The organism is Nocardia sp. bgisy134 (genome assembly GCF_965341865.1).
Taxonomy (GTDB): Bacteria; Actinomycetota; Actinomycetes; order Mycobacteriales; family Mycobacteriaceae; genus Nocardia.
This window is the reverse complement of the sequence record NZ_CBDQZP010000017.1, coordinates 46,358-67,625: the sequence shown is the minus strand read 5'-3', so window position 1 is coordinate 67,625 and position 21,268 is coordinate 46,358. Positions and strand designations below refer to the sequence as shown.

The following is a 21,268-nucleotide window of genomic DNA, read 5'->3' as shown; positions in this document are numbered from 1 at the left end:
CCTGGTTGGATCGTTACAATGGAACATGCCCGGCGGTGAGCCGGAGAAACCCGACCGGCCCTCCGCCGGTGAAACCCGACAGACCGCTCCGCCGGAACACAACTCTGGCGTGACGCCGCACGAGACCGTCACGAAAGGGCGTACGTGGTAGCCACGACCCGTCAGACCGCCGAATCGGCCGACGCCGACTCCACAGATGTAACCGCAGCACGGCCGGTCCGCAAGGCTGCCGCCAAGAAGGCACCGGCCAAGAAGGCCGCGGCCAAGAAGGCGCCCGCGAAGAAGGCCGCGGCCAAGAAGGCGCCCGCGAAGAAGGCCGCCACCAAGAAGGTAGGCCCCGACGGCGAGCCCGGCGCCGAGGAGGCGCCGGAGGACGAGGTCGATCTCGAGGATCTGGACGATCTGGAGGTCGACGAGAGTGATCTCGCCGACGACGCGGACCTGGCGGACGACACGGCCGAGGACGCCGCCGAGGACGACGAGGAAGAGTCCGAAGCCGAAGGCACCGAGGAGCCGACGGCGAAGGACAAGGCCTCCGGCGACTTCGTCTGGGACGAGGAGGAGTCCGAGGCGCTGCGCCAGGCGCGCAAGGACGCCGAGCTCACCGCCTCCGCCGACTCGGTGCGCGCCTACCTCAAGCAGATCGGCAAGGTCGCGCTGCTCAACGCCGAGGAGGAGGTCGAGCTCGCCAAGCGGATCGAGGCCGGTCTCTACGCGGCGGAGAAGGTGCGCGAGTTCGCCGAGGCGGGCGAGAAGCTGCCCGTCGCGATGCGCCGCGATTTCAACTGGATCGTACGCGACGGCAACCGGGCCAAGAACCATCTGCTCGAGGCCAACCTGCGACTGGTCGTGTCGCTGGCCAAGCGCTACACCGGCCGCGGCATGGCGTTCCTGGACCTGATCCAGGAGGGCAACCTCGGTCTGATCCGCGCGGTGGAGAAGTTCGACTACACCAAGGGCTACAAGTTCTCGACGTACGCCACCTGGTGGATCCGGCAGGCCATCACCCGCGCCATGGCCGACCAGGCCCGTACCATCCGCATCCCGGTGCACATGGTCGAGGTCATCAACAAGCTCGGCCGCATCCAGCGCGAGCTGCTCCAGGATCTGGGCCGCGAGCCCACCCCGGAAGAGCTGGCCAAGGAAATGGACATCACGCCGGAGAAGGTACTGGAGATCCAGCAGTACGCGCGTGAACCCATCTCGCTGGACCAGACCATCGGCGACGAGGGCGACAGCCAGCTCGGCGACTTCATCGAGGACTCCGAGGCCGTCGTCGCGGTCGACGCGGTGAGCTTCACCCTGCTACAGGATCAGCTGCAGTCGGTGCTGGAGACGCTGTCCGAGCGCGAGGCGGGCGTGGTCCGGCTTCGCTTCGGCCTCACCGACGGCCAGCCGCGCACCCTCGACGAGATCGGTCAGGTGTACGGGGTCACCCGTGAGCGCATCCGTCAGATCGAGTCCAAGACCATGAGCAAGCTGCGCCACCCCAGCCGCTCCCAGGTGCTGCGCGACTACCTGGACTGATCACCGCACGGACCTTCGGGCCCGCATCCCTTGTGCCGCTTGCCTTTCGGCGGCGGAACGGGGATGCGGGCCCGTTGTCGTTCCGGGCGTTTCGCGAGAGTCCGTGCCTCCTACCACTTTCCAAATGGAATCAAACCTGAAAGTGATCCAAAACACTGACAGGAACACGGCTTCGCGAGCCCGGCTGCCGTACAGTCTGACGCACAAGTTTTTCAACGCCGGGCGGTCTCGGCCCAGCCATGGGGATTCACGTGCTCGACATTCACCACTTCAGTTACGGGTGGTTGACGCCGCTGCTGGCCTACATCATGTCCTTCACCGGGTCGCTGCTCGGCTTGCAGTGCGCCGCGCGGGCCCGGGCTGCCGAGGGCAGAGCAGGCTGGCTGGTACTGGCCGCGTTCGCCATCGGCGGCACCGGGATCTGGGTCATGCATTTCATTGCGATGCTTGGCTTTTCGATCCGCGGCGCGGAGATCCGCTACGACGTGCCGCTCACTTTGCTCAGCGCGGCGACCGCGATCGTCGTGGTCGGCATCGGTCTGTTCGTCGTGGTCACCCCGCGGCCGACGCTGATCGCGCTGCTCGCGGGCGGCGCCGTCACCGGCCTCGGCGTGGCGGCCATGCACTACATCGGCATGTTCGCGATGAAGTCGAGCGCGACCATCAGCTACAACCTGCCGATGGTGGTGCTCTCGGTGGCGATCGCGGTGATCGCGGCGACGGTGGCGCTGTGGTTCACGTTGCGGGTCAACGGTTTTCTGGCGACCACCGGCGCGGCCGGGATCATGGGTCTGGCTGTGTGCGGTATGCACTACATCGGCATGGCCTCGATGCACGCGCACAGCGCAGGCCACGGCGGGCCGGTCGCGGGCACGGGGGCGATGCAGTTGCTCGCGCCGTTGATCGTCGGCATCAGCATCGTGACGATGCTGCTGCTGATCGCGGTGAGTCTCACCTCGATCGAGCACGACATCGACCTGCCGCCGCTACGCGCGGCCGCCATCCGTCCGGCCGCCGAAGACGTCGCGCCGACGCCGCCCGCGCGCCGTGCCCCCACGCGAGCCGTCACCGAGAACCTCGCCCCCACACCGTCGGTCGCCGTGCGCCCCGCGGCCGAGAACCTCGCACCCACACCGCCGCCGACCATCGAGCGTCCTGCCACCGAGAACCTCGCCTCGATACCGCCGGCCACGGTGCGCCCCTTCGCCCAGAACCTCGCGGCGTCGCTCCCGCTGGGCACGGTCACCGCGGAGAACGTCGCGCCGACGCCGCCGCCCCGCCCGGAACCGCGACCGGAATCGGCTCCCGCCTCCGTCGCACCGATCAACGGGACACCGTACTGGCCGACGACCCGCGACGTTCCGCGCCGGGGGCAATAACCGCCAGGGTCGAGCCGCATACCAACCCCGGTCGCGACAGGCGCGCAGCGCACATCGGGCCCGGCGGCCAGAACGCGCACCGGCCCGGGCGGAAGCACAACAGCTGTCGCCGACGCACGCACGGCCGTCGCCCACCGTGGCCACACGCGGGCTCGACGGCGCGCGTCCTGCGCATCCGACGGCCGGGCACCCGGCAGACTGCTTGTGTGGCAGCCACTCCGATCAGCGCGCCGTGGGTCCGGACCGTCGACCTCGGCGACGAGCTGCGGAAGGGCATCGAAGGACTGCGTCGCCCGCACCTGCCGCGCCGCGTGATCCCGGCGATCCGGCGGCATCTGGGGGCCGCGCCCGCGAGTACCGCGTACGCCTTCACCCTCTTCGTCACCTGGTGGACACTGCGCGGCGTCGGCGAGGCGGTCGAGCATCGGCTGATCCTGTCCGCGTCCACGAATCTCGCCAATATGCGGCGCGATCCGGTGCAGGTGCTGGTGGCGTCGGCGTTCTGGACCGAGGGCGATTTCCCGTGGCTGACCATCCTCGAGTTCCTCGTGGTGATGGCGGCCGCCGAGCGCTGGCTCGGCACCGGCCGCTGGATCCTGTTGTTCGCCACCGGGCACATCGGCGCCACGCTGCTCACCGTCACCGGCATCGCCTACGCCATCGATCGCCGCCTCATTCCGGTGCGCGTGGCCATCGCCCCTGATGTCGGCGCCAGCTACGGGTTCACGGCGGTGCTGGCCGCGATGGCGTTCCGGTTCCGCGGGCCCGTCCGGCTGGTCTGGGCGGCGGTGCTCGTCGGTGTGCTCGTCGCGGCGATCTGGATCGGGCCGACCTTCACCGATTACGGCCACCTGTGCGCGGCCCTGATCGGCCTCGCGGTCGGCGGAATCGCCACCGCGTTCTGGACTCGCGTCGAACGCCGCCGCGCCGCGGCATCGAACGCCGAGGCCGACTAGGCGGCGACCGCGGGGCCGGGTTCGGGTCGCACCAAGTGCACCAGCGGCTCCACCACCCGCGCCGCGACCGGGCCGAGCACCGCCATCAGCAACACATAGGCCGAGGCCAGCGGGGCCAGCTCGCTCGCGACCGCGCCCACGCTCACCGCCAATCCCGCGATGACGATCGAGAATTCACCGCGCGCGACCAGCGTCGCCCCCGCCCTTGCCCTGCCCATCCGCCTGATGCCTTGCCTGCCCGCGGCCCACCACCCGGTCGCGACCTTGGTCACCGTGGTCACCACGGCCAGCAGCACCGCCCAGCCGAGCACCGGCGGGATCGCGCGCGGGTCGGTGCTCAACCCGAAGGCCACGAAGAAGATGGCCGCGAACAGATCCCGCAGCGGCTCCAGCAGTTTCGCGGCCTGGTGCGCCGTCGATCCGGAGATCGCGATGCCGAGCAGGAACGCGCCGACCACTGCCGAGACGTTCAGCGCCGAGGCGGCGCCCGCCACCAGCAGCGTCGCGCCCAGCAATTTGAGCAGGAACACCTCGTTGTCGGAGCTGTCCACGATCGATGACACGTGGCGGCCGAACCGCAGCGCCACCAGCAGCACCAGGGTGACCGTCACCATCGCGAGGGCGAGCGACCGCAGTCCGCTCAGGAAGCTCAGCCCCGCGAGGATGGTGGTGAGGATCGGAAGGTACACCGCCATGGCCAGGTCCTCGAACACCAGAATCGAGAGCACGACCGGGGTTTCGCGGTTACCGAGCCGCCCTAGATCGTTGAGAACCTTGGCGACGATGCCCGAGGAGGAGATATAGGTGACGCCGCCCATGGTGATCGCGCCGACGGCGCCCCAGCCGAGCAGCAGCGCCACCACCACGCCGGGGATCGCGTTGACGACGATGTCGACCAAGCCGGCGGGCCAGGACCGCCGCAGACCGGTCATCAGCTCGGCGGCGGTGTATTCCAGGCCGAGCAACAGGAGCAGCAGCACCACGCCGATCTCGCCCGCGACATGACCGAATTCGTTGGCCTCGGCGAGGTCGATGAACCCGCCCGACCCGAACGCCAATCCCCCCAGCAGATAGAGCGGGATCGGCGACATGCCGAATCGTCCCGCCACCCGCCCCAACATGCCTAGAGCGAAGAACACCGCTCCGAGCTCGAGGAAAGCGAGTGCGGTCGCGCTCACGGGTCAACCGTGCGAGAGGATCTTCGCGGCGGCGTCCAAGCCGTCGGGGGTGCCTACCACTACGAGCAGATCGTCTGCGGCGAAGGTGAAATCGGGCCCGGGCGAGGGGTGCAGCTGACCGGCGCGCATCACCGCGACGATCGAGACCTTGGTTCGAGTGCGCATCGCCGTCTCGCCGAGGGTGCGGCCCTCGTAGGGCGACTCGTCGGCGATCGGCAGCTGCCGGGTGGTGATGCCCGGCAGGTCGCGATGGTCCTCGCGGAGCGAGGCCACCAGTTGCGGAGCGCCGAGCAGGTTGGCGAGCACCGCCGCCTCGTCGCTCGTCAGCGGCACCTGCGCGGCACACGCGTCCGGGTCGTCGAGCTTGGAGACGATCAGATCGATGCCTCCGTCGCGGTGGTCGACCACGCCGATCCGGCGGCCCGACCTGGCCTCGAAGTCTTTGCGTACCCCGATCCCGGGTAGTGCGGTGACGTCGACGTTCACTTGTTCAGCCTAACTCTCTGGGGGGCTAACCAGCGGCAAGGCCGCCGATGGCGCCGCGGACCAGAACGATGCCCGCGATGGCCGGCGCCCACCCGGTCGCGCTGTCGGCGTGCCGGGACAGGAAGGCGTCCAGCCGAGCCGGCAGCGGTTCGATCCTGGTGTGCAGCAGCGACCTCCCCGCGATGAGCGCCAGCGCGGGTACCACCATCACAAGGCAGTACCCGGCCGGCAGCGCGACCGAACCTCCGATCGGCGCGTCACCGGACGGCGAACTCATTACTTCGGCGGACCCTCGCGCGCTCGCCCGTGTGCTGTGATGAGGCGGTGAAGCAGTGGCACGCGTTGTCGGCGACCGCGCAGGACGCGCTGGTCGCGGCCTTCGCGTTCGCCTTCGGCGCGTTCCTGTACCTGTCCGGGCTGTACCCGATGGCCGACGGCGGCACCGACACGTCGCTCGGCGTCCGATTCGGTGTGCTCGCGCTGCTGTGCGCGGTGGCGCTGCTGCGGCGGCGGGCGCCGCTGGCGGCGCTGCTCGCGGGCTTGGTCCCGCTCGGGATCGATCTGGCGCTCGGCGCGACGGTGCCGGTGTGGCTCCTGTACTCGGATCTGATCTACGCGGCCGTCCTGTACGGCACGCGCGCGGTGTCGCGCTGGGTGGCGATCGGCTGCGCCGCGCTAACGACAGTGATCACGGTGGCGGTGTTCGCCGCGACCGGCGACTGGCGGGCGCTGGTGCTCGCGGTCGCCGCGGCGGCGGCCTTCGTCGGCACGCCGATCTGGTGGGGGCTGTCGGTGCGGACACACAAGGAGATCGCCGCGGCCGAACGCGCGCGGGTGCAGGCGATGGCGTTGGTGGCCGAACTGGACCGGCGCGCGGCCATCGCCGACGAGCGCAAGACGATGGCGCGCGATCTGCACGACGTCATCGCGGGACACCTCTCGGCCATCGCGATCCAATCCGAGGCGGCGCTCGGCGAGCTGACCCGCCGGGATTCCGACCCCGCGATGGCCGGGATCCTCGGCTCGATCCGTGCCAACAGCGTCAACGCGCTCCAGGAGATGCGCATCATGATCGGTCTGCTGCGCCGCGACGACGGTGCGGAGGACGAGACCGTCGCTCCGCGCACGCTGGCCCAGCTGCCGATCCTGGTGGACACCGCCCGGTCGGCGGGAACATCGGTGCGCGTTGCCGATTCGCTCGACGGCACGCCGCTGCCCAGCGCGGTGGACCAGGCCGCCTACCGCATCATCCAGGAAGCCTTGACGAATGCGATGAAGCACGCGCCGGGGCAGCGGGTCGACATCGCGGTGCGCGCCGATCCGGCGGCCCTCGACGTCACGGTGCGCAATGCGGCACGCGCCGCGGTGGTTTCGTCCGAGCCCGCGAATTCCGCGGCGGCGCATCGCGGCCTGATGAACATGCGCGAACGCGCCGCCGCACTGGGCGGCAGCTTCACCGCCGGACCGGAAGCCGCAGACTGGACGGTACGCGCCCGTCTGCCACTCGGCATGCCGGAGCAAGGTGCGGGCATGCCGGAGCCGAGCATCGGCGAGGCGCAGGCATGAGCGAACGCAGTGAGCGAATCATGTGGCAGCCCCTCCGGGGCATGCCGGAGCCGAGCGTCAGCGAGGCGCAGGCATGAGCGAACGCAGTGAGCGAATCATGTGGCAGCCCCTCCGCGGCATGCCGGAGCCGAGCGTCAGCGAGGCGCAGGCATGACCCGAACAGCGGAGGTGGCATGACGATTCGCGTGCTGATCGCCGACGATCACGGCGCGATTCGCGCGGGGTTGCGGATGATCCTGAACGGCGCCGACGGCATCGAGGTGATCGGCGAGGCCGCCGACGGTGACATCGCGGTGGCGCAGGCCAAGGCGCTGCGGCCCGATGTGGTGCTGATGGATGTGCGGATGCCCGGCGTGGATGGCATCACCGCCACCGAACGCATCACCGCCGACGCGTTGGCGCGCGTGCTCATCCTCACCACGTTCGACTTGGACGAGTACGTCTTTCGCGCCTTGCGCGCGGGCGCGTCCGGGTTCGTGCTGAAATCCACGTCGGGACAAGCACTCGTCGACGCGGTGCGCGCGGTCGACGCGGGCGACGGGGTGCTGGCGCCGGAGGTCACCCGGGCCGTGATCGCCGCGTTCGCGTCCTCCGTCGCCGACGCCGGACCCGCCGCACCGGACGGCTTCGCCGATCTCACCGAACGCGAACGCGAGGTGCTGGACTGCCTCGGCGACGGCCTGTCGAACGCGCAGATCGCGGCGCGGCTGTTCATCGGGGAGACCACCGTGAAGACCCACGTCTCGCGCGTGCTCACCAAACTCGGTGTGCGGTCCCGTGTTCAGGCCGCCATCCTCGCGCGGCAGGCGCGCGAGCGCTGACCGGCGGGCTCACTCCACCAGCGGTGCGAAGGCTCCGTCCGGGCCCGGCAGATACTCCTCCACCGATGTGACGACGCTGACAGGGAGCGGCCCGTACAGATGCGGGAACAGCATCGACTCCGGGTCCGTCGGCACGCCGGGCTCCCATTTCACCGGATCCACGAGCAGATTCGCGTCGATGCGCAACAGCACCAGATCGCGCCGACCGGCGAAGAGCCGGTTGGCGGGCAGGTGCACCTGCCGCGTAGTGGAAAGGTGAACGAAGCCGACCTCGGCCAACGACGGTGGCCTGCGCTCGCCGGTTTGCCGAGCGTTGCGCCACTCCGGCAAAGTACACAGGTGAACCAGCGTGTGAGTGTCGTAGGTCACGGGTAATCTCCCAACAGACCAACTGGATAGGCGTGTTCGTGGGGTGATCGAGTGCGGTTCGGTCCCCAACCTGGAATGTTCGCCATGAGCGAAATACCAGGTCGTGTTAGAGAAAACACACAGAATCACTTGCGGGAACAATGCCCCCGTCCCGAACGTCTGACAGAGTAGTCATACCACTGCTGGGAAGTAGCGGTAGCGAGCTCGTGGTGAGTGACCACGGGCCCCACACCAGGTGAACGGACTGTAGTGCCGGGAGCCAGGACGGAGGAGTCATGCCAGGAACCCTGACAAGCACCCCACTGACCGCGGTCGATCGTTGCGACCGTTGCGGGGCGGCTGCCCGAGTGCGTGCCGTTCTGCCCGCAGGTGGAGAGTTGCTCTTCTGCCAGCATCACGCGAACGAACACATGGATCGGCTGCGTGAGCTCGAGGCCGTGATCGACACGGAGTCGGCTCCCGCCCTCTGACCGGTTTTCGCTTCCCGACACAACAGCATCGAACAACAGAACATGGCCTACCCGCAGCGGGCGACGAATCGTCGCCCGCTGCGGCATGTTCGACCCACATGTGTTGCACATCACAGTGTTCTGGGTCACATCACTTCGCGTCGAGGTCGGCGAGAATGCCGTCCAGCAGGCGGCCCACCCCGAACTCGAAAGCGCCGTCCGGATCCGCGGGCGCCTGATACCGCTCCCCCACCGCCGCGCCGACCCGCGCCGCGAGGGGAAACTCCTCGACCGGCATGACCCGCGACAGCTCCGGACCGTAACGCTCCCACCACTGCGCGTCGCTCAGCTCCGCGGCGCCACGGGCCGCGGCCACCGCCATCCGCGCGTTCCCGGTGGCGAACTCGGTCAGCACCGCGATCGCCCGGTCCATCGCCAGATCCGTCAGACCGACCCCCTCCAGGGCAGCCAGCTGACGTTCGTAACGCCGCATCCGTCCGGGCCCGAGCACGGCGCGCCAGGGCGACACCTCCAGCAGCCACGGATGCGCGAGCACCTCGGCGCGCACCTGCCGCGCGATCGCGGCGATCCGCTCCCGCACCGGCAGCTCGGCGGGGATGGGCGCGTCCTCGGCGGCGACGGCGTCGACCATCAGCACGGTCAGCGCCTCTTTGCTCGGCACGTAGGTGTACAGGCTCATCGGCCGCAGGCCCAGTTCGGCCGCGACCGCGCGGATCGACACCTTCTCGTACCCGTCGCGATCGGCGAGCGCGACGGCTGCCGCGACAACGGCGTCGACGCTCACCGTCTGCTTCGGCCCGCGCCCGCCCGTGCGCGGCGGCAGCGCCTGGCGCCAGAGCAGGTGCAGCAGCTGTTTCGCCTGATCGTCGTCGCTCTCCTGGGACAAGGGACTCCTCGGAACAAACCCGGTACGGTGTACGTTGTCACGATACTCCGTACACCATACGATGATCTAGGGGTTCGCTCTGCCCAGCACACAGGCCACCTACCTGCCCGACCGCCATCTCTTCGCGCTGTGGATCTGGACGGGCCACGGCACCGGACGCGCGCCCGCCGGTCTCGGTGATCGCGAGACGCTCGCGCTGGCGGTGCCCACCGGCGCGCGCGGAGCGATCGAGATCACCGACGTCGACTGCGCGCTGATCCCACCCGCGGAACTCGCCGCACTCGACCTGGGTGCGGTGTCGATCGTGGGGACCACACCGGGAACCACGGGCGCATCCGGCGTCGCGGTCGCCGCGACGACCTCGACGCGGCCCGAGACCGAACCGGGCCGCTCGGGGGCGATTCCGACGGAGGCGCTCGCCGCGCCGCGGCTGCCCGCCGCGGGCGCGTCGCTCCGGGCTTGGCACGCCGTGCTACGCGGCGGCGAACCCGGCGGCGCGCTGCCCGCCGCGGCCCACGCGGTACCGGACGCCGCGGGCACCGCGATCGTGTCCGGGGCCCGCGCGCTGCGCACGCTGCTCGACACCGAGGCGATGGCCGCGAACCTGGCGACCACGCTGCGCGCCGATCTGCGCCCCTATCAGGCGCGCGGGGTCGGCTGGTTGACCGAGACCACCGCGGCCTTCGGCGGCGCGGTGCTCGCCGACGAGATGGGTCTCGGGAAAACCGTGCAGGCCATCGGTTTTCTGCTCGGACGCGCGACCGAGGGCGCGCAACTCGTGGTCTGTCCGACGTCGCTGGTCGGGAACTGGGCGCACGAGATCACCCGCTTCGCACCGGATCTGCGCCCGATCGCCTGGCGCGGCGGCGAGCCGGCCGCGGGCCCCGGTGACGTCGTCGTGGCCGGTTACCCGATCCTGCGGCGGCACGGAGACGTGCTCGCCGAACGCGACTGGGCGAGCACGGTGTTCGACGAGGCGCAGGCGTTGAAGAATCCGCGCACCCAGCTCGCCAAGGCCGCCCGTGCGCTCGCCAGTCCCGCGAAAGTCGCGCTGACCGGCACACCGGTGGAGAACCACCTCGAAGAACTGTGGGCGCTGCTGCATCTGATCGCGCCGCGCCTGTTCGCCCATCGCGGGCAGTTCCGCCGCCGCTTCGTCCGGCCCATCCAGGAGGGTTCGGCCGTGGCCGCCGCCCGGCTGCGCGACACCATCGAACCGGTCGTGCTGGCGCGCAAGAAGTTCCAGGTCGCGGCGACGCTGCCCGCCAAGATCCACACCGATCTGCTCTGTGACCTGACGGCCGAACAGGAGCAGCTCTACGACCGGCTGCTGGACCGAGCCATCGACGACGGGTTCGGTTCCGGCGCACAACGACAGAGCCGAGTGCTCGCCGCGCTGACCGCGCTCAAGCAGGTGTGCAACCACCCCGGATTGGTGACCGGCGACCTCGCCGAACTACCGGGCCGTTCCGGCAAGCTGGATCTGTGCACCGACATCGTGGCCACCAACCTCGAGACCGATTCGCCGACACTGATTTTCACCCAGTACCGGCAGACCGGTGAACTGCTGGTCCGCCATCTGGCCGAACAGTTCGGCGTCACCGCGCCGTTCTTCCACGGCGGGCTGAGCCAGGCCGAGCGCGCCGCGATCGTGCGCGACTTCCAGTCCGCGGACGGGCCGCCGGTGCTGGTACTGAGCCTGCGGGCGGCGGGCACCGGGCTCACCCTGACCCGCGCCGCCGACGTCGTCCACTTCGACCGTTGGTGGAACCCCGCGGTGGAAGCGCAGGCTTCCGACCGGGCGCACCGTATCGGCCAGACCCGCACGGTCACCATCACCACGCTCACCTCCGGCACCACCGTCGAAGAGCACATCGCGGGCATGCACGACCGCAAATCCGCGCTGACCGACCTCTCGGACTCGGCGGGCATCGCGGCGCTGGCCCGCCTCGACGACGACCAGCTCGTCGAGATCCTGCGGCGGAAGCGAGAGAACTGATGGCGGACAACGAATTCGGCTACACCCCCTGGGGCATGGACTGGGTGCGGCTCGCCGAGCCGCTGCGCCAGACCCGGCCGGAACCGCTGCTGCCCCGCGCCCGCAGCATCGCCCGCAATCAGGGGGTCCAGGCCACCGTCGAAGGCCGCGTCGTGCGCGCCCACATCCATCGCGGCGGTCAGGCCTCGGTGACCCATCTGGAGGTCGCGCCGCTGTCTCGTCAGTCGGTCGCCGCGATCGCCGAAGTGATCCCGGATCCCACTCTGCTGACCGACGAGATGCATCGCGCGCTCGTCACCGCCGGTGTGGCTCCGGCACCGGAGCTCGCGGCCGTCGACTGCTCGTGCTCGGCGCGCACCGATCGCTGCGTCCACGTGCTGGCGACGCTCTACGACATGGCGCGCCGGGTCGACGAGAACCCGCGGCTGGCGCTGGAAATCCGGGGATATTTCGAAGCGGCGCACAACGATTCGGACGTCCGCACCGAACAGCCGCGCTGGACGCCGATCAACACCCTCGACCCCGGCCGCTACTTCGAACCGGCCTGAGAACGGCTCAGGCCGCGGGACGGCGCGCGCGGAAGCGGAAACTCGTCGTCCCCGTCTCGATATCGACGTCGGTGAAGCCGGCGCGGGTCAGTCGCTCGGCCGCGGTGTCCGGGGGCACCGGCACGCAGGTGTCGCCCACGTGCAGCAGCCGGAAACCGCGGCTGTCGAGGCCGTCGCTGCCCGCGAACACCCCGCCGGGGCGCAGCACGCGCAGCGCCTCGGCGAACACCGCGTCCTGCACAGCGGCCGAAGGCACGTGGTGCAGCATCGTGAAACAGACGACGGCGTCGAATGCGCTGTCCGGCAAGGGCATAGCGGCGCCGTCGCCCTCGACGGCGGTCATGTCCGCGCCGTGCCTGTCGCGCAGCCGCGCGGCGAGGCCGGGGTCGATCTCGAGTCCGGTGAGAGCGCCGGTGCGCGACGCGAGGGTGCGCACGTTCGCGCCGTAGCCCGGACCGATCTCCAGCGCGGCGGCGCCGAGATCGAGCCCGGTCAGCGCCCACGGCACGATGCGCGTCGCGCTGGTGCGCTCCCAGAGCGCGGATCGGCAGAGCATGCGGTGCAAGAGGTTCATCGGCATGCACTCGACGCTAGGAATCCCCGGCCCCGTTCGCGAGAGGCTACGGTGACACACTGTGTCGCGCAACGGCCAACCCGCGCTGTATCCGGCCCCGTCGGGCCCGACCGCCATGGTGTTCGGCGTCGGCGCGCTGCCCGCCGGACACTGGTTCGACACGCACGCCCACCCGCAGCACCAGATCGCCTGGGCCGCACGGGGAGTCCTGGTCGTCGAGACCGACCACGGGCACTGGGTGCTTCCGCCGACGCGAGCGCTGTGGATTCCCGGCGGCCACCCGCATCGCACCGGCACCGCCGACGGCGCCGCGATGCGCGGCATCTTCCTCGAACCCGATCGCTGCCCGGTCACCTACACCGTGCCGACGATGGTGCGGGTGACCCGGCTGCTGCACGAACTGTTCGATCACCTCACCGCGCCCACGCCTGCCGCGGCCCGCACCGCCGCGCGCCGGGAACGCGCGGAGGCGGTGATCTTCGATCTGCTCGAGCCGGTGGACGTCATCCCGATCGGAGCGCGACAACCCGAGGATCTTCGCGCCAGAGCCGTCGCCGACGCGCTGACCAGCGACCCCGCCGACCAGCGCACGCTGGCGGAGTTCGCCGCCGACGTGGCGACCAGTACGCGCACCTTGGCCCGGCTGTTCCTCGCCGAGACCGGCGTCGGCTTCGGGCAGTGGCGCACCCAGGTCCGCCTCGCTGCCTCGCTGCCGCTGCTCGCGGCGGGCCTGCCGATCGCCAGGATCGCGGGGCGGGTCGGGTACGCCACGCCGAGCGCCTATGTCGCGGCCTTCCGGCGGACCGTCGGCGTCTCGCCGGGCCGCTACTTCACCGGCTGAGCGTCAGGCATTGGCGCCGCTGTCCACGGTGAGCATCGCGCCGGTGATGCTGCGGCCCGCGGGTCCCGCAAGGAACGCCACGGTGGACGCGACGTCGTCGGCGGTCCCGAAGCGGCCGAGTGCGGAGAGACCGACCTGGGTCGGGGCGTGTTCGCCGTCGGCCGGATTCATGTCGGTGTCGGTCGAACCCGGCTGCACCAGGTTCACCGTGATCGAGCGCGGGCCGAGCTCGCGCGCCAGCGCCTTCGTGAATCCGTTGAGCGCCGACTTGCTCAGGTTGTAGAGCGCGAGGCCGCCGAACGGGGCGTGATCGGTGAGATTGGTGCCGATGCTGATGATCCGGCCGCCCTCGGTCATGTGTCCGACGGCGGCTTGGGCGCCGACGAACGCCGCGCGGGCGTGCACGTGCAGCGCCCGGTCGATCTCCTCGACGGTGAACTCCTCGAAGGGCTTGCTCGGGAAGATCCCGGCGTTGTTCACCAGCACGTCGAGCCTGCCCAGTTCCGCGGCGGCGCGGTGCACCGAGTCCGCCACCTCGCCCGCGTCCGCGCTGTCGGCGCGCACGGCGATCGCGCGCCTGCCCAGCGCCTCGACCTCGGCGACCACGGAATTCGCGGCGGTTTCCGCGCTCTGGTAGGTCAGCGCGACGTCCGCGCCCGCGGCGGCCAGTCGCCGGGCGATGGCCGCTCCGATCCCCCTGCTGCCGCCGGTCACCAGTGCCACCTTGCCGGTCAGGTCGGACATCGGTACTCCTCCTTTTTGTGTCGATCAGTACATAAATAGCTAAGCCCACGGCCGCTGCGGCGTCAAGAGGTATATTTAACGATCGACACAGAAAGGAGTCCGCCGTGGCAGAACGGGGTCGTCCCCGGGCCTTCGACCGCTCGATCGCGCTGCGCCGGGCCATGGAGGTGTTCTGGGAGCACGGCTACGAGGGCGCATCGATGAGCGATCTCACCGCCGCGATGGGCATCAACTCGCCCAGCCTGTACGCCGCGTTCGGTGGCAAGGGAGCGTTGTTCCGGGAGGCCATCGAGCTGTACGGCCGCACCGACGGCGGCTACACCGACCGCGCCCTGCGCGAGGAGCCCACCGCCCGCGCCGCCATCGAGGCGATGCTGCGCGACAACGCCGCGGCCTACACGGTCGGGGACAAACCACACGGCTGCATGGTCGTGCTGGCAGGTGCGACCTACACGACCCGCAATACCGGCGTGCGCGACTTCCTCGTCGACAAGCGCAAGGAGACCACCGACCACATCCAGGCGCGCCTGCGCCGCGGGGTCGACGAGGGCGATCTGCCCGCGCAGACCGACACCGCGTCGCTGGCCGCGTTCTACACGACGATGCTCTACGGGCTGTCCATCCAAGCCAGGGACGGCGCGGCGCTGGACGAGCTCACCCGATCCATCGACTGCGCGATGGCGGCCTGGCCCGCGGGTTGAGCGCTACCGATGCGCGGATTCCTCGCCGACGCCGCCGTACGTGGCACTTTGCCGACGATGGCGCTTCACCGACGACAGCGCTTCACCGACGACGCAGTGCCGCGATGCGATCGCCGAGCTGTTCGGCGGTGGCCAGCGCGGTCGGCGGCCCGCCACACTCGCGACGCAGCTCGCCGTGGATCACCCCGTGGGGTTTGCCGGTGCGGTGGTGATGCATCGCCACCAGGCTGTTGAGTTCTTTGCGCAGCTCGCCGAGCCGGTCCGAGGTGGCCACCCGCTCCGCGGCCGCGGCGACCTGCGGCGCGGGCGCCGTGGGCTTCGCCTCGCCGCGGTCGGCCAGCTGACGAGCTTGACGATCGCGCAGCAGCGCCCGCATCTGATCGGCGTCCAGCAGGCCGGGGATGCCGAGGTAGTCGGCCTCCTCGTCGCTGCCGGCGAACGTCGCGGTGCCGAACGAGGAGCCGTCGTAGATCACCTGGTCGAGTTCGGCGTCCGCGGCCAGCGCGATGAACTTCTTCTCGTCCTCGCCGGGCTCGTCCTTCTGCTTGGCCGCGTCGACGAGCAGCTCGTCGTCCAGGCCGTTCTTCTCCCGGTGCGGCTTGCCGATGACGTGATCGCGCTGCACCTCCAGCTGCGCGGCCAGATCGAGCAGCACCGGCACCGAGGGCAGGAACACGCTGGCCGTCTCGCCCGCGCGACGCGCACGCACGAAGCGGCCGATGGCTTGGGCGAAGTAGAGCGGCGTCGAGGCGCTGGTCGCGTAGACGCCGACGGCCAGGCGCGGCACGTCGACGCCCTCGGACACCATGCGAACCGCGACCATCCATGGCTGGGTGTTGTTGCTGAACTCGGCGATCCGGTTCGAGGACGCGGGATCGTCGGAGAGCACCAGCGCGGGCCGCTCGCCCGAGATGTGTTCGAGCAGTTCGGCGTAGTCGCGGGCACGCTCCTGATCGGTGGCGATCACCAGGCCGCCCGCGTCGGGCATACCGGAGGCGCGCTTCTGGCGCAGCCGAATGTCGGCGGCGCGCAGCACCGCGGAGATCCAGTCGCCCGCCGGGTCCAGCGCGGTGCGCCAAGCGCGCGCGGTCTGTTCGGCGTTGAGCGGCTCGCCGAGGCGGGCCGAGTGTTCCTCGCCCGCGCTGTCGCGCCAGTGCGCGTCACCGGAGTAGGCCAGGAAGACCACGGGACGCACGACGCCGTCGGCCAGCGCCTCGGCGTAACCGTAGGTGTGGTCGGCGCGCGACTTCGGGAAGCCGGATTCGTCGGGCTCGTAGATGACGAACGGGATCTGGCTGTCGTCGGAGCGGAACGGCGTACCGGTCAGCGCCAGCCTGCGGGTCGCGTCGCCGAACGCCTCGGCCGTCGCGTCGCCCCAGCTCTTGGCGTCGCCCGCGTGGTGGATCTCGTCGAGAACGACCAGGGTCCTGCGGTTTTCGGTGCGCACCCGGTGCCGGGAGGGATGCGAGGCGACCTGTGCGTAGGTGACGACCACGCCGTGGTAGTCGCCGGAGGTGCCGCCGGTGGCGTTGGAGAAACGCGAGTCCAGCTGGATGCCGTTGCGGGCCGCCGAGGCCGCCCACTGGTGCTTGAGGTGTTCGGTCGGCGCGACCACGGTGATCTGGTCCACGGTGCGATCGGCGAGCAGCTCGGCCGCCACCCGCAGCGCGAAGGTGGTCTTGCCCGCGCCGGGCGTGGCCACGGCGAGAAAGTCGCGCGGCTTCGTGGCCAGGTACTTCGTGAGTGCGCGCCGCTGCCACGCGCGTAGTGAACCGCCCCCTGCTGGCGACTTTCCCGAATCGCCCGGCGTTGCTCCATCTCCCGCCGCAGCGCCATCCGACCCAGTCACGCAGAAGACAGTAGCGGCCGGGGACGGCGTGTCGCCAAACCGACGCGGTGGGCGCGATCGGCATCACACAATTCGGCGCGCAGTGCCCCGTGTTCACCTGCTGCCCGCCGACACGATACGGAGACGGACCGGTGCGCGAGCGCCGAGTGCGCGATGCTGTACACGATGACCGACCACAGACCCCTACCGGCGAGCGGGCCCGAGCCGATCCACAGCGGTGGCGCGGGCGCGCCCTCGCGCGGCTCGGACGTCGCCGTCCGGTGGGTCCGGCACGCCGGACGGCAGAGTCGCAGGCTCGTCGTCCGGGTCGCCAAGAAGGCCTGGGACGATTCGATCTTCGCCAAGTCGGCGGCGGCCGCGTTCTGGCAGACCCTGTCGCTGGCCCCGCTGCTGCTCGGGGTGCTCGGCAGTCTCGGTTATGTCGGCGGCTGGTTCGGGCCCGACACCGTCGAGATCGTGGAATCCAAGATCATGACGTTCAGCCGCGAGCTGTTCAGCGAGGCCGTGGTGACCGATCTGATCGAACCGACCGTCGGCGACGTGCTCGGCCGTGGGCGCGGCGCGGTGGTGTCGGTCGGCTTCGTGCTCTCGCTGTGGGCCGGGTCCTCGGCCATGGCGACGTTCGTGGACGCGATCGTGGAAGCGCACGACCAACAGGACGCCAGACACCCGGTGTGGCAGCGCATCTTCGCGCTGCTGCTGTACGTGCTGTTCCTGGTGGCGGCCGTGTTCATCCTGCCGCTCGTCGCGCTCGGGCCGTCCATGATCGGCCGGGTCCTGCCGGACGCGTGGCGGGAGCCGGGACTGCGGCTGCTGGACGCCTTCTACTATCCCGGCGTCGGCCTGCTGCTCATCGTCGGCCTGACCACCCTGTACAAGCTGGCGCTGCACCGCACGCTGCCCTGGCACCGGCTGTTCGGCGGGGCGCTGGTGGCGGGCGTGTTCTTCATGGCGGCCAGCGAAGGACTGCGCCGGTATCTGTCCTGGATCACCGCGACCGGCGTGAGCTACGGCGCGCTGGCGACCCCGATCGCCTTCCTGCTGTTCACGTTCTTCCTCGGCTTCGCGGTGATCCTCGGCGCCGAATTCAATGCCGCCGTGCAGGAATTCTGGCCCGCCCGCGCGACGCGCATCGAGCAGATGAAGGAGTGGATCTCCAACCAGGTGCGCGGCGAGACGCCGGAGGAGGAGGCCGAAGCCGACGCGGCGAGCCACCCGGAATCGGCGTGCGGGATCACCCCGGCCACGCGGGACGCGGTGCGCAGCTCGGGGTAGTCACGCGGTTCGAGGACTCAGTCGCCCTTGCGCAGGCTCTCGTAGACCTTCTTGCACTCCGGGCAGACCGGCGAACCGGGCTTGGGCGACCGGGTCACCGGGAACACCTCGCCGCACAGGGCCACGACCACGGTGCCCATGACGGCGCTCTCGGCGATCTTTTCCTTCTTCACGTAGTGGAAGAACTTCGGGGTGTCGTCGCCCGTCGTCTCGTCGGTGGTCGTGTCCGGGCGAACCAGGGTGTCGGTACTCACGGATTCCATGATGCCGTATGACGGCCTCGTGGCGCGCCCGCGCCCGGCGCCGGTGACGAATCGACCTCGGTGTGTGCGCCGGGAACACCGAGTGGAAGACTCGAGGTATGCAGCAGCACGGCGACTCCCCCGACGCCGACGACATCGGCCGCGGTGTTCGCCCGGACGTCACACCTCCCAGCCCTCCACGCTCGCGGGGTTATTTCCCCGGCAACGACGAGAAGCACCCGGTGCTCATCACCGAAGCCGCGCCCTCGCTGGAGGATCAGCATCGCGCGCGGGTGCGCAGGTACACGATCCTCATGGCGTTCCGCATTCCCGCGCTGGTGCTGGCCGCGGTCGCCTACAGCGCGTGGGGCAACGCCCTGATCTCGCTGCTCATCATCGGCGCGTCCATCCCGCTGCCGTGGATCGCGGTGCTCATCGCCAACGACCGCCCGCCGCGGCGCAAGGACGAGCCGAGCCGCTGGGACCGCCCGCACCGGGCCATCGAGTCCCGGCCGCACAACGCCATCGACGGCTGAGCCCTCACGCGGCGACCGTCCTGCGGATGACGATCGACATCAGCGCCGCCAGCCCGCACAGCGCGCCCGCCACATACCAAGCCGTGTCGTAGCTGCCCTGGAGGTCGCGAAGCACGCCCGCGCCGGTCGCGGCGATCGCCGAACCGATCTGGTGTGAGGCGAAGACCCAGCCGAAGGCCACGGGCCCGTCCTCGCCGAACAGCTCACGGCACAGCGCGACGGTCGGCGGCACTGTCGCGATCCAGTCCAGGCCATAGAAGATCACGAAGACCCACATGCTCGGCTCGGTGTGCGGCGCGAACAGCGAGGGCAGGATCAGCAGCGACGCGCCGCGCAGGGTGTAGTACGCCAGCAGCAGATAGCGCGGGTCGACCCGGTCGGTCAGCCACCCCGAGGCGATGGTGCCCGCCACGTCGAACACCCCGACCAGCGCGAGCAGGCCAGCCGCCGTGTTCGGCGGCATTCCGTGATCGTGGGCCGCGCTGACGAAATGGGTGCCGACCAGGCCATTGGTCGACGCGCCGCACACCGCGAAACCGCCCGCGAGCAGCCAGAATCCGCGCGTCCGCGCGATTCGCGCGAGCACGGTCAGCGCCCGCGTCGCGCCGCCGCTCACCGTCGTACGCACGCCCACCGCCGAGCCCGGTTCCGCGCCGTACGCCGAAACGCCCATGTCGCTGGGGAAATCGCGGATGAACAACAGCACCAGCGGCGCCACCGCCAGCGCGGCGCCGGCCACCACCAGCGCGGGCAGCCGCCATCCGTGCTCGTGCGCCAGCGCCGAGACCAGCGGAAGGAAGATCAGCTGCCCGGTCGCGCCCGCGGCCGTCAGCACGCCGGTGACCAGCCCTCGATGCCGCACGAACCAGCGCCCGGTGATGGTCGCCACGAACGGCATCGACATCGAGCCGACACCGACGCCGACCAGCAACCCCCACGTGGCGACCAGTTGCCAGGCCTGCGTCATGAAGACGGTCAGCCCGCTGCCCGCCGCGACGAGGACCAGCGCGCAGGCCACCACCCTGCGGATGCCGAACTTGTCCATCAGCGCCGCCGCGAACGGCGAAATGAGTCCGTAGAGCAGCAGATTCAGCGAGACCGCCAGTCCGATGGTGCCGTGCGACCAGCCGAACTCCGCGTGCAGCGGATCCATCAGCACGCTCGGCACCGAGCGGAACGCGGCCGCGCCGAGCAGCGCGACGAAGCCGACCCCCGCGACGCCCCAGGCGGGATGCCATCGTGGCGGCACCGGATCGATGGGCTCGGTGGGGGCGGTGCGCAGTTCGGTCACCCGCTGAGACTGCCGGAAAACCGCGCACCGAACGAGTGGCACGAATGCCACAGAACGTCGAGATTCCGCCAAATCGGTTCGACAGCCCTCCGGCCGCGCCCTACTGTGTCCGGGGGCACGGCAGCGCGATCGCGTGCGCCGTCGCTCGGTGACCACGTCGGCGGTCGCGGGCGCGTCCCGCGCGGCACAGGAGACAAGATGATTCGCTGGGTCTGGGCGTTCCTCGACCGTCCCGCACAACGTTTCGACGACTGCGCGGCCTTCTGGTCGACCATCACCGGCACCCAGCTCTCACCACGCCGCGGCGGCGACGACCAATTCCTCACGCTGCTGCCCGATCCGGCGCTCTTCGCCGCGGCCGGGGTCAAGATGCAGTCGGTGCAGGGCCTGGGCGGCGTGCACCTGGACTTCGACGTCGACGACATCGCCTCCGCCGTGCGCACCGCGCTGGACCTGAACGCCGAACTGGTCGCCAACCACCCGGACTACGCGGTACTCCGCTCGCCGTCCGGCCAGATCTTCTGCTTCACCCCGAGCGGGCGGGCCAAGGGCCGCCCCGCCCCCGCATTCCGCGCCCCCGATGGCACGCTGACCCGCCTCGACCAGGTCTGCCTGGACATCGGCGCCGCCGATCACGAAGCGGAGACGCGTTTTTGGGCCGATCTCACCGGCTGGCGGCACACCCCGGGCCGCCTCGCCGAATTCTCCCGCCTGCGCGCCGAGGAGACGCTGCCGGTCCAGCTGCTGCTGCAACGCCTCGGCGAGGACCGCCCCGCGAGCGCCCACATCGATCTGGCCTCCTCCGACATCGAGGCCACCGCCGCCTGGCACCAGTCGCTCGGCGCCGGTCTGGTGCAGCGCCACGAGCACTGGATCGTGATGACCGATCCGGCCGACGCGGTGTACTGCATCACCGCCCGCGACCCGAACGGCGTGTGATCCGCAGCCGAGTTCGACCCACACCGCGCTCCGTCTCCCGGTGACACGGGCGACAGGGTGCGGATGCCCGCCGGTAGCGGTGGCAGAGTAC

23 protein-coding genes are annotated in these 21,268 nt (G+C 70.4%); 13 read left to right on the top strand and 10 right to left on the bottom strand.

The genetic code is table 11. The features are described from left to right. Positions 1–144 precede the first annotated feature (144 nt). The 3 genes from ACRWNM_RS26910 (at position 145) to ACRWNM_RS26900 (ending at position 3,862) form a co-directional block, all read left to right on the top strand. On the top strand, positions 145–1,527 hold the full coding sequence (locus tag ACRWNM_RS26910) for an RNA polymerase sigma factor (protein WP_431970889.1): 1,383 nt from the start codon (positions 145–147) through the stop codon (positions 1,525–1,527). Between the two features lie 251 nt (positions 1,528–1,778). Then, the gene (locus ACRWNM_RS26905) at positions 1,779–2,906 is read left to right on the top strand and encodes an MHYT domain-containing protein (protein ID WP_431970888.1); all 1,128 of its coding nucleotides are present in this window, start codon (positions 1,779–1,781) and stop codon (positions 2,904–2,906) included. Between the two features lie 206 nt (positions 2,907–3,112). Beyond that, a complete protein-coding gene (locus ACRWNM_RS26900) occupies positions 3,113–3,862 on the top strand; it encodes a rhomboid-like protein (protein WP_431970887.1) in 750 nt (249 codons plus the stop codon). Here the strand turns inward: ACRWNM_RS26900 and ACRWNM_RS26895 are convergent. The 3 genes from ACRWNM_RS26895 to ACRWNM_RS26885 are packed head-to-tail and all read right to left on the bottom strand — an operon-like array spanning position 3,859 to position 5,803. Beyond that, entirely contained in the window at positions 3,859–5,040 is a 1,182-nt protein-coding gene (locus tag ACRWNM_RS26895) for a cation:proton antiporter (RefSeq protein WP_431970886.1), read from the bottom strand. The two genes, ACRWNM_RS26900 and ACRWNM_RS26895, sit on opposite strands and share 4 nt — an antisense overlap. A gap of 3 nt (positions 5,041–5,043) precedes the next feature. Continuing rightward, positions 5,044–5,526: a cation:proton antiporter regulatory subunit gene (locus ACRWNM_RS26890; protein WP_431970885.1), complete on the bottom strand. Its 483-nt coding sequence runs from the start codon at positions 5,524–5,526 to the stop codon at positions 5,044–5,046. Between the two features lie 25 nt (positions 5,527–5,551). Further along, positions 5,552–5,803: a hypothetical protein gene (locus ACRWNM_RS26885; RefSeq protein WP_431970884.1), complete on the bottom strand. Its 252-nt coding sequence runs from the start codon at positions 5,801–5,803 to the stop codon at positions 5,552–5,554. A 47-nt stretch (positions 5,804–5,850) separates the two neighbouring features. Here ACRWNM_RS26885 and ACRWNM_RS26880 point away from each other — a divergent pair, with 47 nt between their 5' ends. Both ACRWNM_RS26880 and ACRWNM_RS26875 read left to right on the top strand, forming a co-directional pair. Beyond that, on the top strand, positions 5,851–7,092 hold the full coding sequence (locus ACRWNM_RS26880; RefSeq protein ID WP_431970883.1) for a sensor histidine kinase: 1,242 nt from the start codon (positions 5,851–5,853) through the stop codon (positions 7,090–7,092). 173 nt (positions 7,093–7,265) lie between these two features. Beyond that, positions 7,266–7,913, top strand: coding sequence for a response regulator (locus tag ACRWNM_RS26875; protein WP_431970882.1), 648 nt, complete (start codon positions 7,266–7,268; stop codon positions 7,911–7,913). Between the two features lie 9 nt (positions 7,914–7,922). Here the strand turns inward: ACRWNM_RS26875 and ACRWNM_RS26870 are convergent, their stop codons facing one another. Beyond that, on the bottom strand, positions 7,923–8,282 hold the full coding sequence (locus tag ACRWNM_RS26870; RefSeq protein ID WP_431970881.1) for a DUF952 domain-containing protein: 360 nt from the start codon (positions 8,280–8,282) through the stop codon (positions 7,923–7,925). A 275-nt stretch (positions 8,283–8,557) separates the two neighbouring features. On the opposite strand from ACRWNM_RS26870, the gene ACRWNM_RS26865 reads away from it, so the two are divergent. Further along, positions 8,558–8,752 (top strand): DUF7455 domain-containing protein, encoded by a 195-nt coding sequence (locus tag ACRWNM_RS26865; protein ID WP_029903635.1) that lies wholly within the window; start codon positions 8,558–8,560, stop codon positions 8,750–8,752. 130 nt (positions 8,753–8,882) lie between these two features. On the opposite strand, the gene ACRWNM_RS26860 is transcribed toward ACRWNM_RS26865, so the two are convergent. Continuing rightward, positions 8,883–9,638 carry a TetR/AcrR family transcriptional regulator gene (locus ACRWNM_RS26860; protein WP_431970880.1) on the bottom strand — a complete coding sequence of 252 codons (756 nt, stop codon included), beginning with the start codon at positions 9,636–9,638 and terminating at the stop codon, positions 8,883–8,885. A 103-nt stretch (positions 9,639–9,741) separates the two neighbouring features. On the opposite strand from ACRWNM_RS26860, the gene ACRWNM_RS26855 reads away from it, so the two are divergent. Both ACRWNM_RS26855 and ACRWNM_RS26850 read left to right on the top strand, forming a co-directional pair. Continuing rightward, the gene (locus ACRWNM_RS26855) at positions 9,742–11,637 is read left to right on the top strand and encodes a DEAD/DEAH box helicase (RefSeq protein ID WP_431970986.1); all 1,896 of its coding nucleotides are present in this window, start codon (positions 9,742–9,744) and stop codon (positions 11,635–11,637) included. After that, positions 11,637–12,185, top strand: a complete 549-nt coding sequence (locus ACRWNM_RS26850; protein WP_431970879.1) for a hypothetical protein — start codon at positions 11,637–11,639, stop codon at positions 12,183–12,185. The genes ACRWNM_RS26855 and ACRWNM_RS26850 overlap by 1 nt, the downstream gene beginning before the upstream one ends. A gap of 7 nt (positions 12,186–12,192) precedes the next feature. Here ACRWNM_RS26850 and ACRWNM_RS26845 read toward each other — a convergent pair whose 3' ends face one another. After that, entirely contained in the window at positions 12,193–12,765 is a 573-nt protein-coding gene (locus tag ACRWNM_RS26845) for a class I SAM-dependent methyltransferase (protein WP_431970878.1), read from the bottom strand. A gap of 55 nt (positions 12,766–12,820) precedes the next feature. On the opposite strand from ACRWNM_RS26845, the gene ACRWNM_RS26840 reads away from it, so the two are divergent. Next, positions 12,821–13,600, top strand: a complete 780-nt coding sequence (locus ACRWNM_RS26840; RefSeq protein ID WP_431970877.1) for an AraC family transcriptional regulator — start codon at positions 12,821–12,823, stop codon at positions 13,598–13,600. Between the two features lie 3 nt (positions 13,601–13,603). On the opposite strand, the gene ACRWNM_RS26835 is transcribed toward ACRWNM_RS26840, so the two are convergent. Further along, the gene (locus ACRWNM_RS26835) at positions 13,604–14,344 is read right to left on the bottom strand and encodes an SDR family NAD(P)-dependent oxidoreductase (protein WP_431970876.1); all 741 of its coding nucleotides are present in this window, start codon (positions 14,342–14,344) and stop codon (positions 13,604–13,606) included. 104 nt (positions 14,345–14,448) lie between these two features. On the opposite strand from ACRWNM_RS26835, the gene ACRWNM_RS26830 reads away from it, so the two are divergent. After that, positions 14,449–15,045: a TetR/AcrR family transcriptional regulator gene (locus tag ACRWNM_RS26830; protein ID WP_431970875.1), complete on the top strand. Its 597-nt coding sequence runs from the start codon at positions 14,449–14,451 to the stop codon at positions 15,043–15,045. An 82-nt stretch (positions 15,046–15,127) separates the two neighbouring features. On the opposite strand, the gene ACRWNM_RS26825 is transcribed toward ACRWNM_RS26830, so the two are convergent. Beyond that, the gene (locus ACRWNM_RS26825) at positions 15,128–16,894 is read right to left on the bottom strand and encodes a DEAD/DEAH box helicase (protein WP_431970874.1); all 1,767 of its coding nucleotides are present in this window, start codon (positions 16,892–16,894) and stop codon (positions 15,128–15,130) included. 165 nt (positions 16,895–17,059) lie between these two features. Between ACRWNM_RS26825 and ACRWNM_RS26820 the strand changes: the two genes are divergently transcribed. Further along, positions 17,060–18,169, top strand: a complete 1,110-nt coding sequence (locus tag ACRWNM_RS26820) for a YihY/virulence factor BrkB family protein (RefSeq protein WP_431970873.1) — start codon at positions 17,060–17,062, stop codon at positions 18,167–18,169. A gap of 17 nt (positions 18,170–18,186) precedes the next feature. Here the strand turns inward: ACRWNM_RS26820 and ACRWNM_RS26815 are convergent, their stop codons facing one another. Continuing rightward, positions 18,187–18,423 carry a DUF3039 domain-containing protein gene (locus ACRWNM_RS26815; protein ID WP_431970872.1) on the bottom strand — a complete coding sequence of 79 codons (237 nt, stop codon included), beginning with the start codon at positions 18,421–18,423 and terminating at the stop codon, positions 18,187–18,189. Positions 18,424–18,530: 107 nt separating this feature from the next. Between ACRWNM_RS26815 and ACRWNM_RS26810 the strand changes: the two genes are divergently transcribed. Further along, on the top strand, positions 18,531–18,947 hold the full coding sequence (locus ACRWNM_RS26810; RefSeq protein WP_431970871.1) for a DUF3099 domain-containing protein: 417 nt from the start codon (positions 18,531–18,533) through the stop codon (positions 18,945–18,947). 4 nt (positions 18,948–18,951) lie between these two features. Here the strand turns inward: ACRWNM_RS26810 and ACRWNM_RS26805 are convergent, their stop codons facing one another. Then, a complete protein-coding gene (locus tag ACRWNM_RS26805) occupies positions 18,952–20,238 on the bottom strand; it encodes an MFS transporter (RefSeq protein WP_431970870.1) in 1,287 nt (428 codons plus the stop codon). A gap of 198 nt (positions 20,239–20,436) precedes the next feature. Here ACRWNM_RS26805 and ACRWNM_RS26800 point away from each other — a divergent pair, with 198 nt between their 5' ends. After that, positions 20,437–21,177, top strand: a complete 741-nt coding sequence (locus tag ACRWNM_RS26800; protein WP_431970869.1) for a VOC family protein — start codon at positions 20,437–20,439, stop codon at positions 21,175–21,177. The last annotated feature ends 91 nt before the right edge of the window (positions 21,178–21,268 follow it).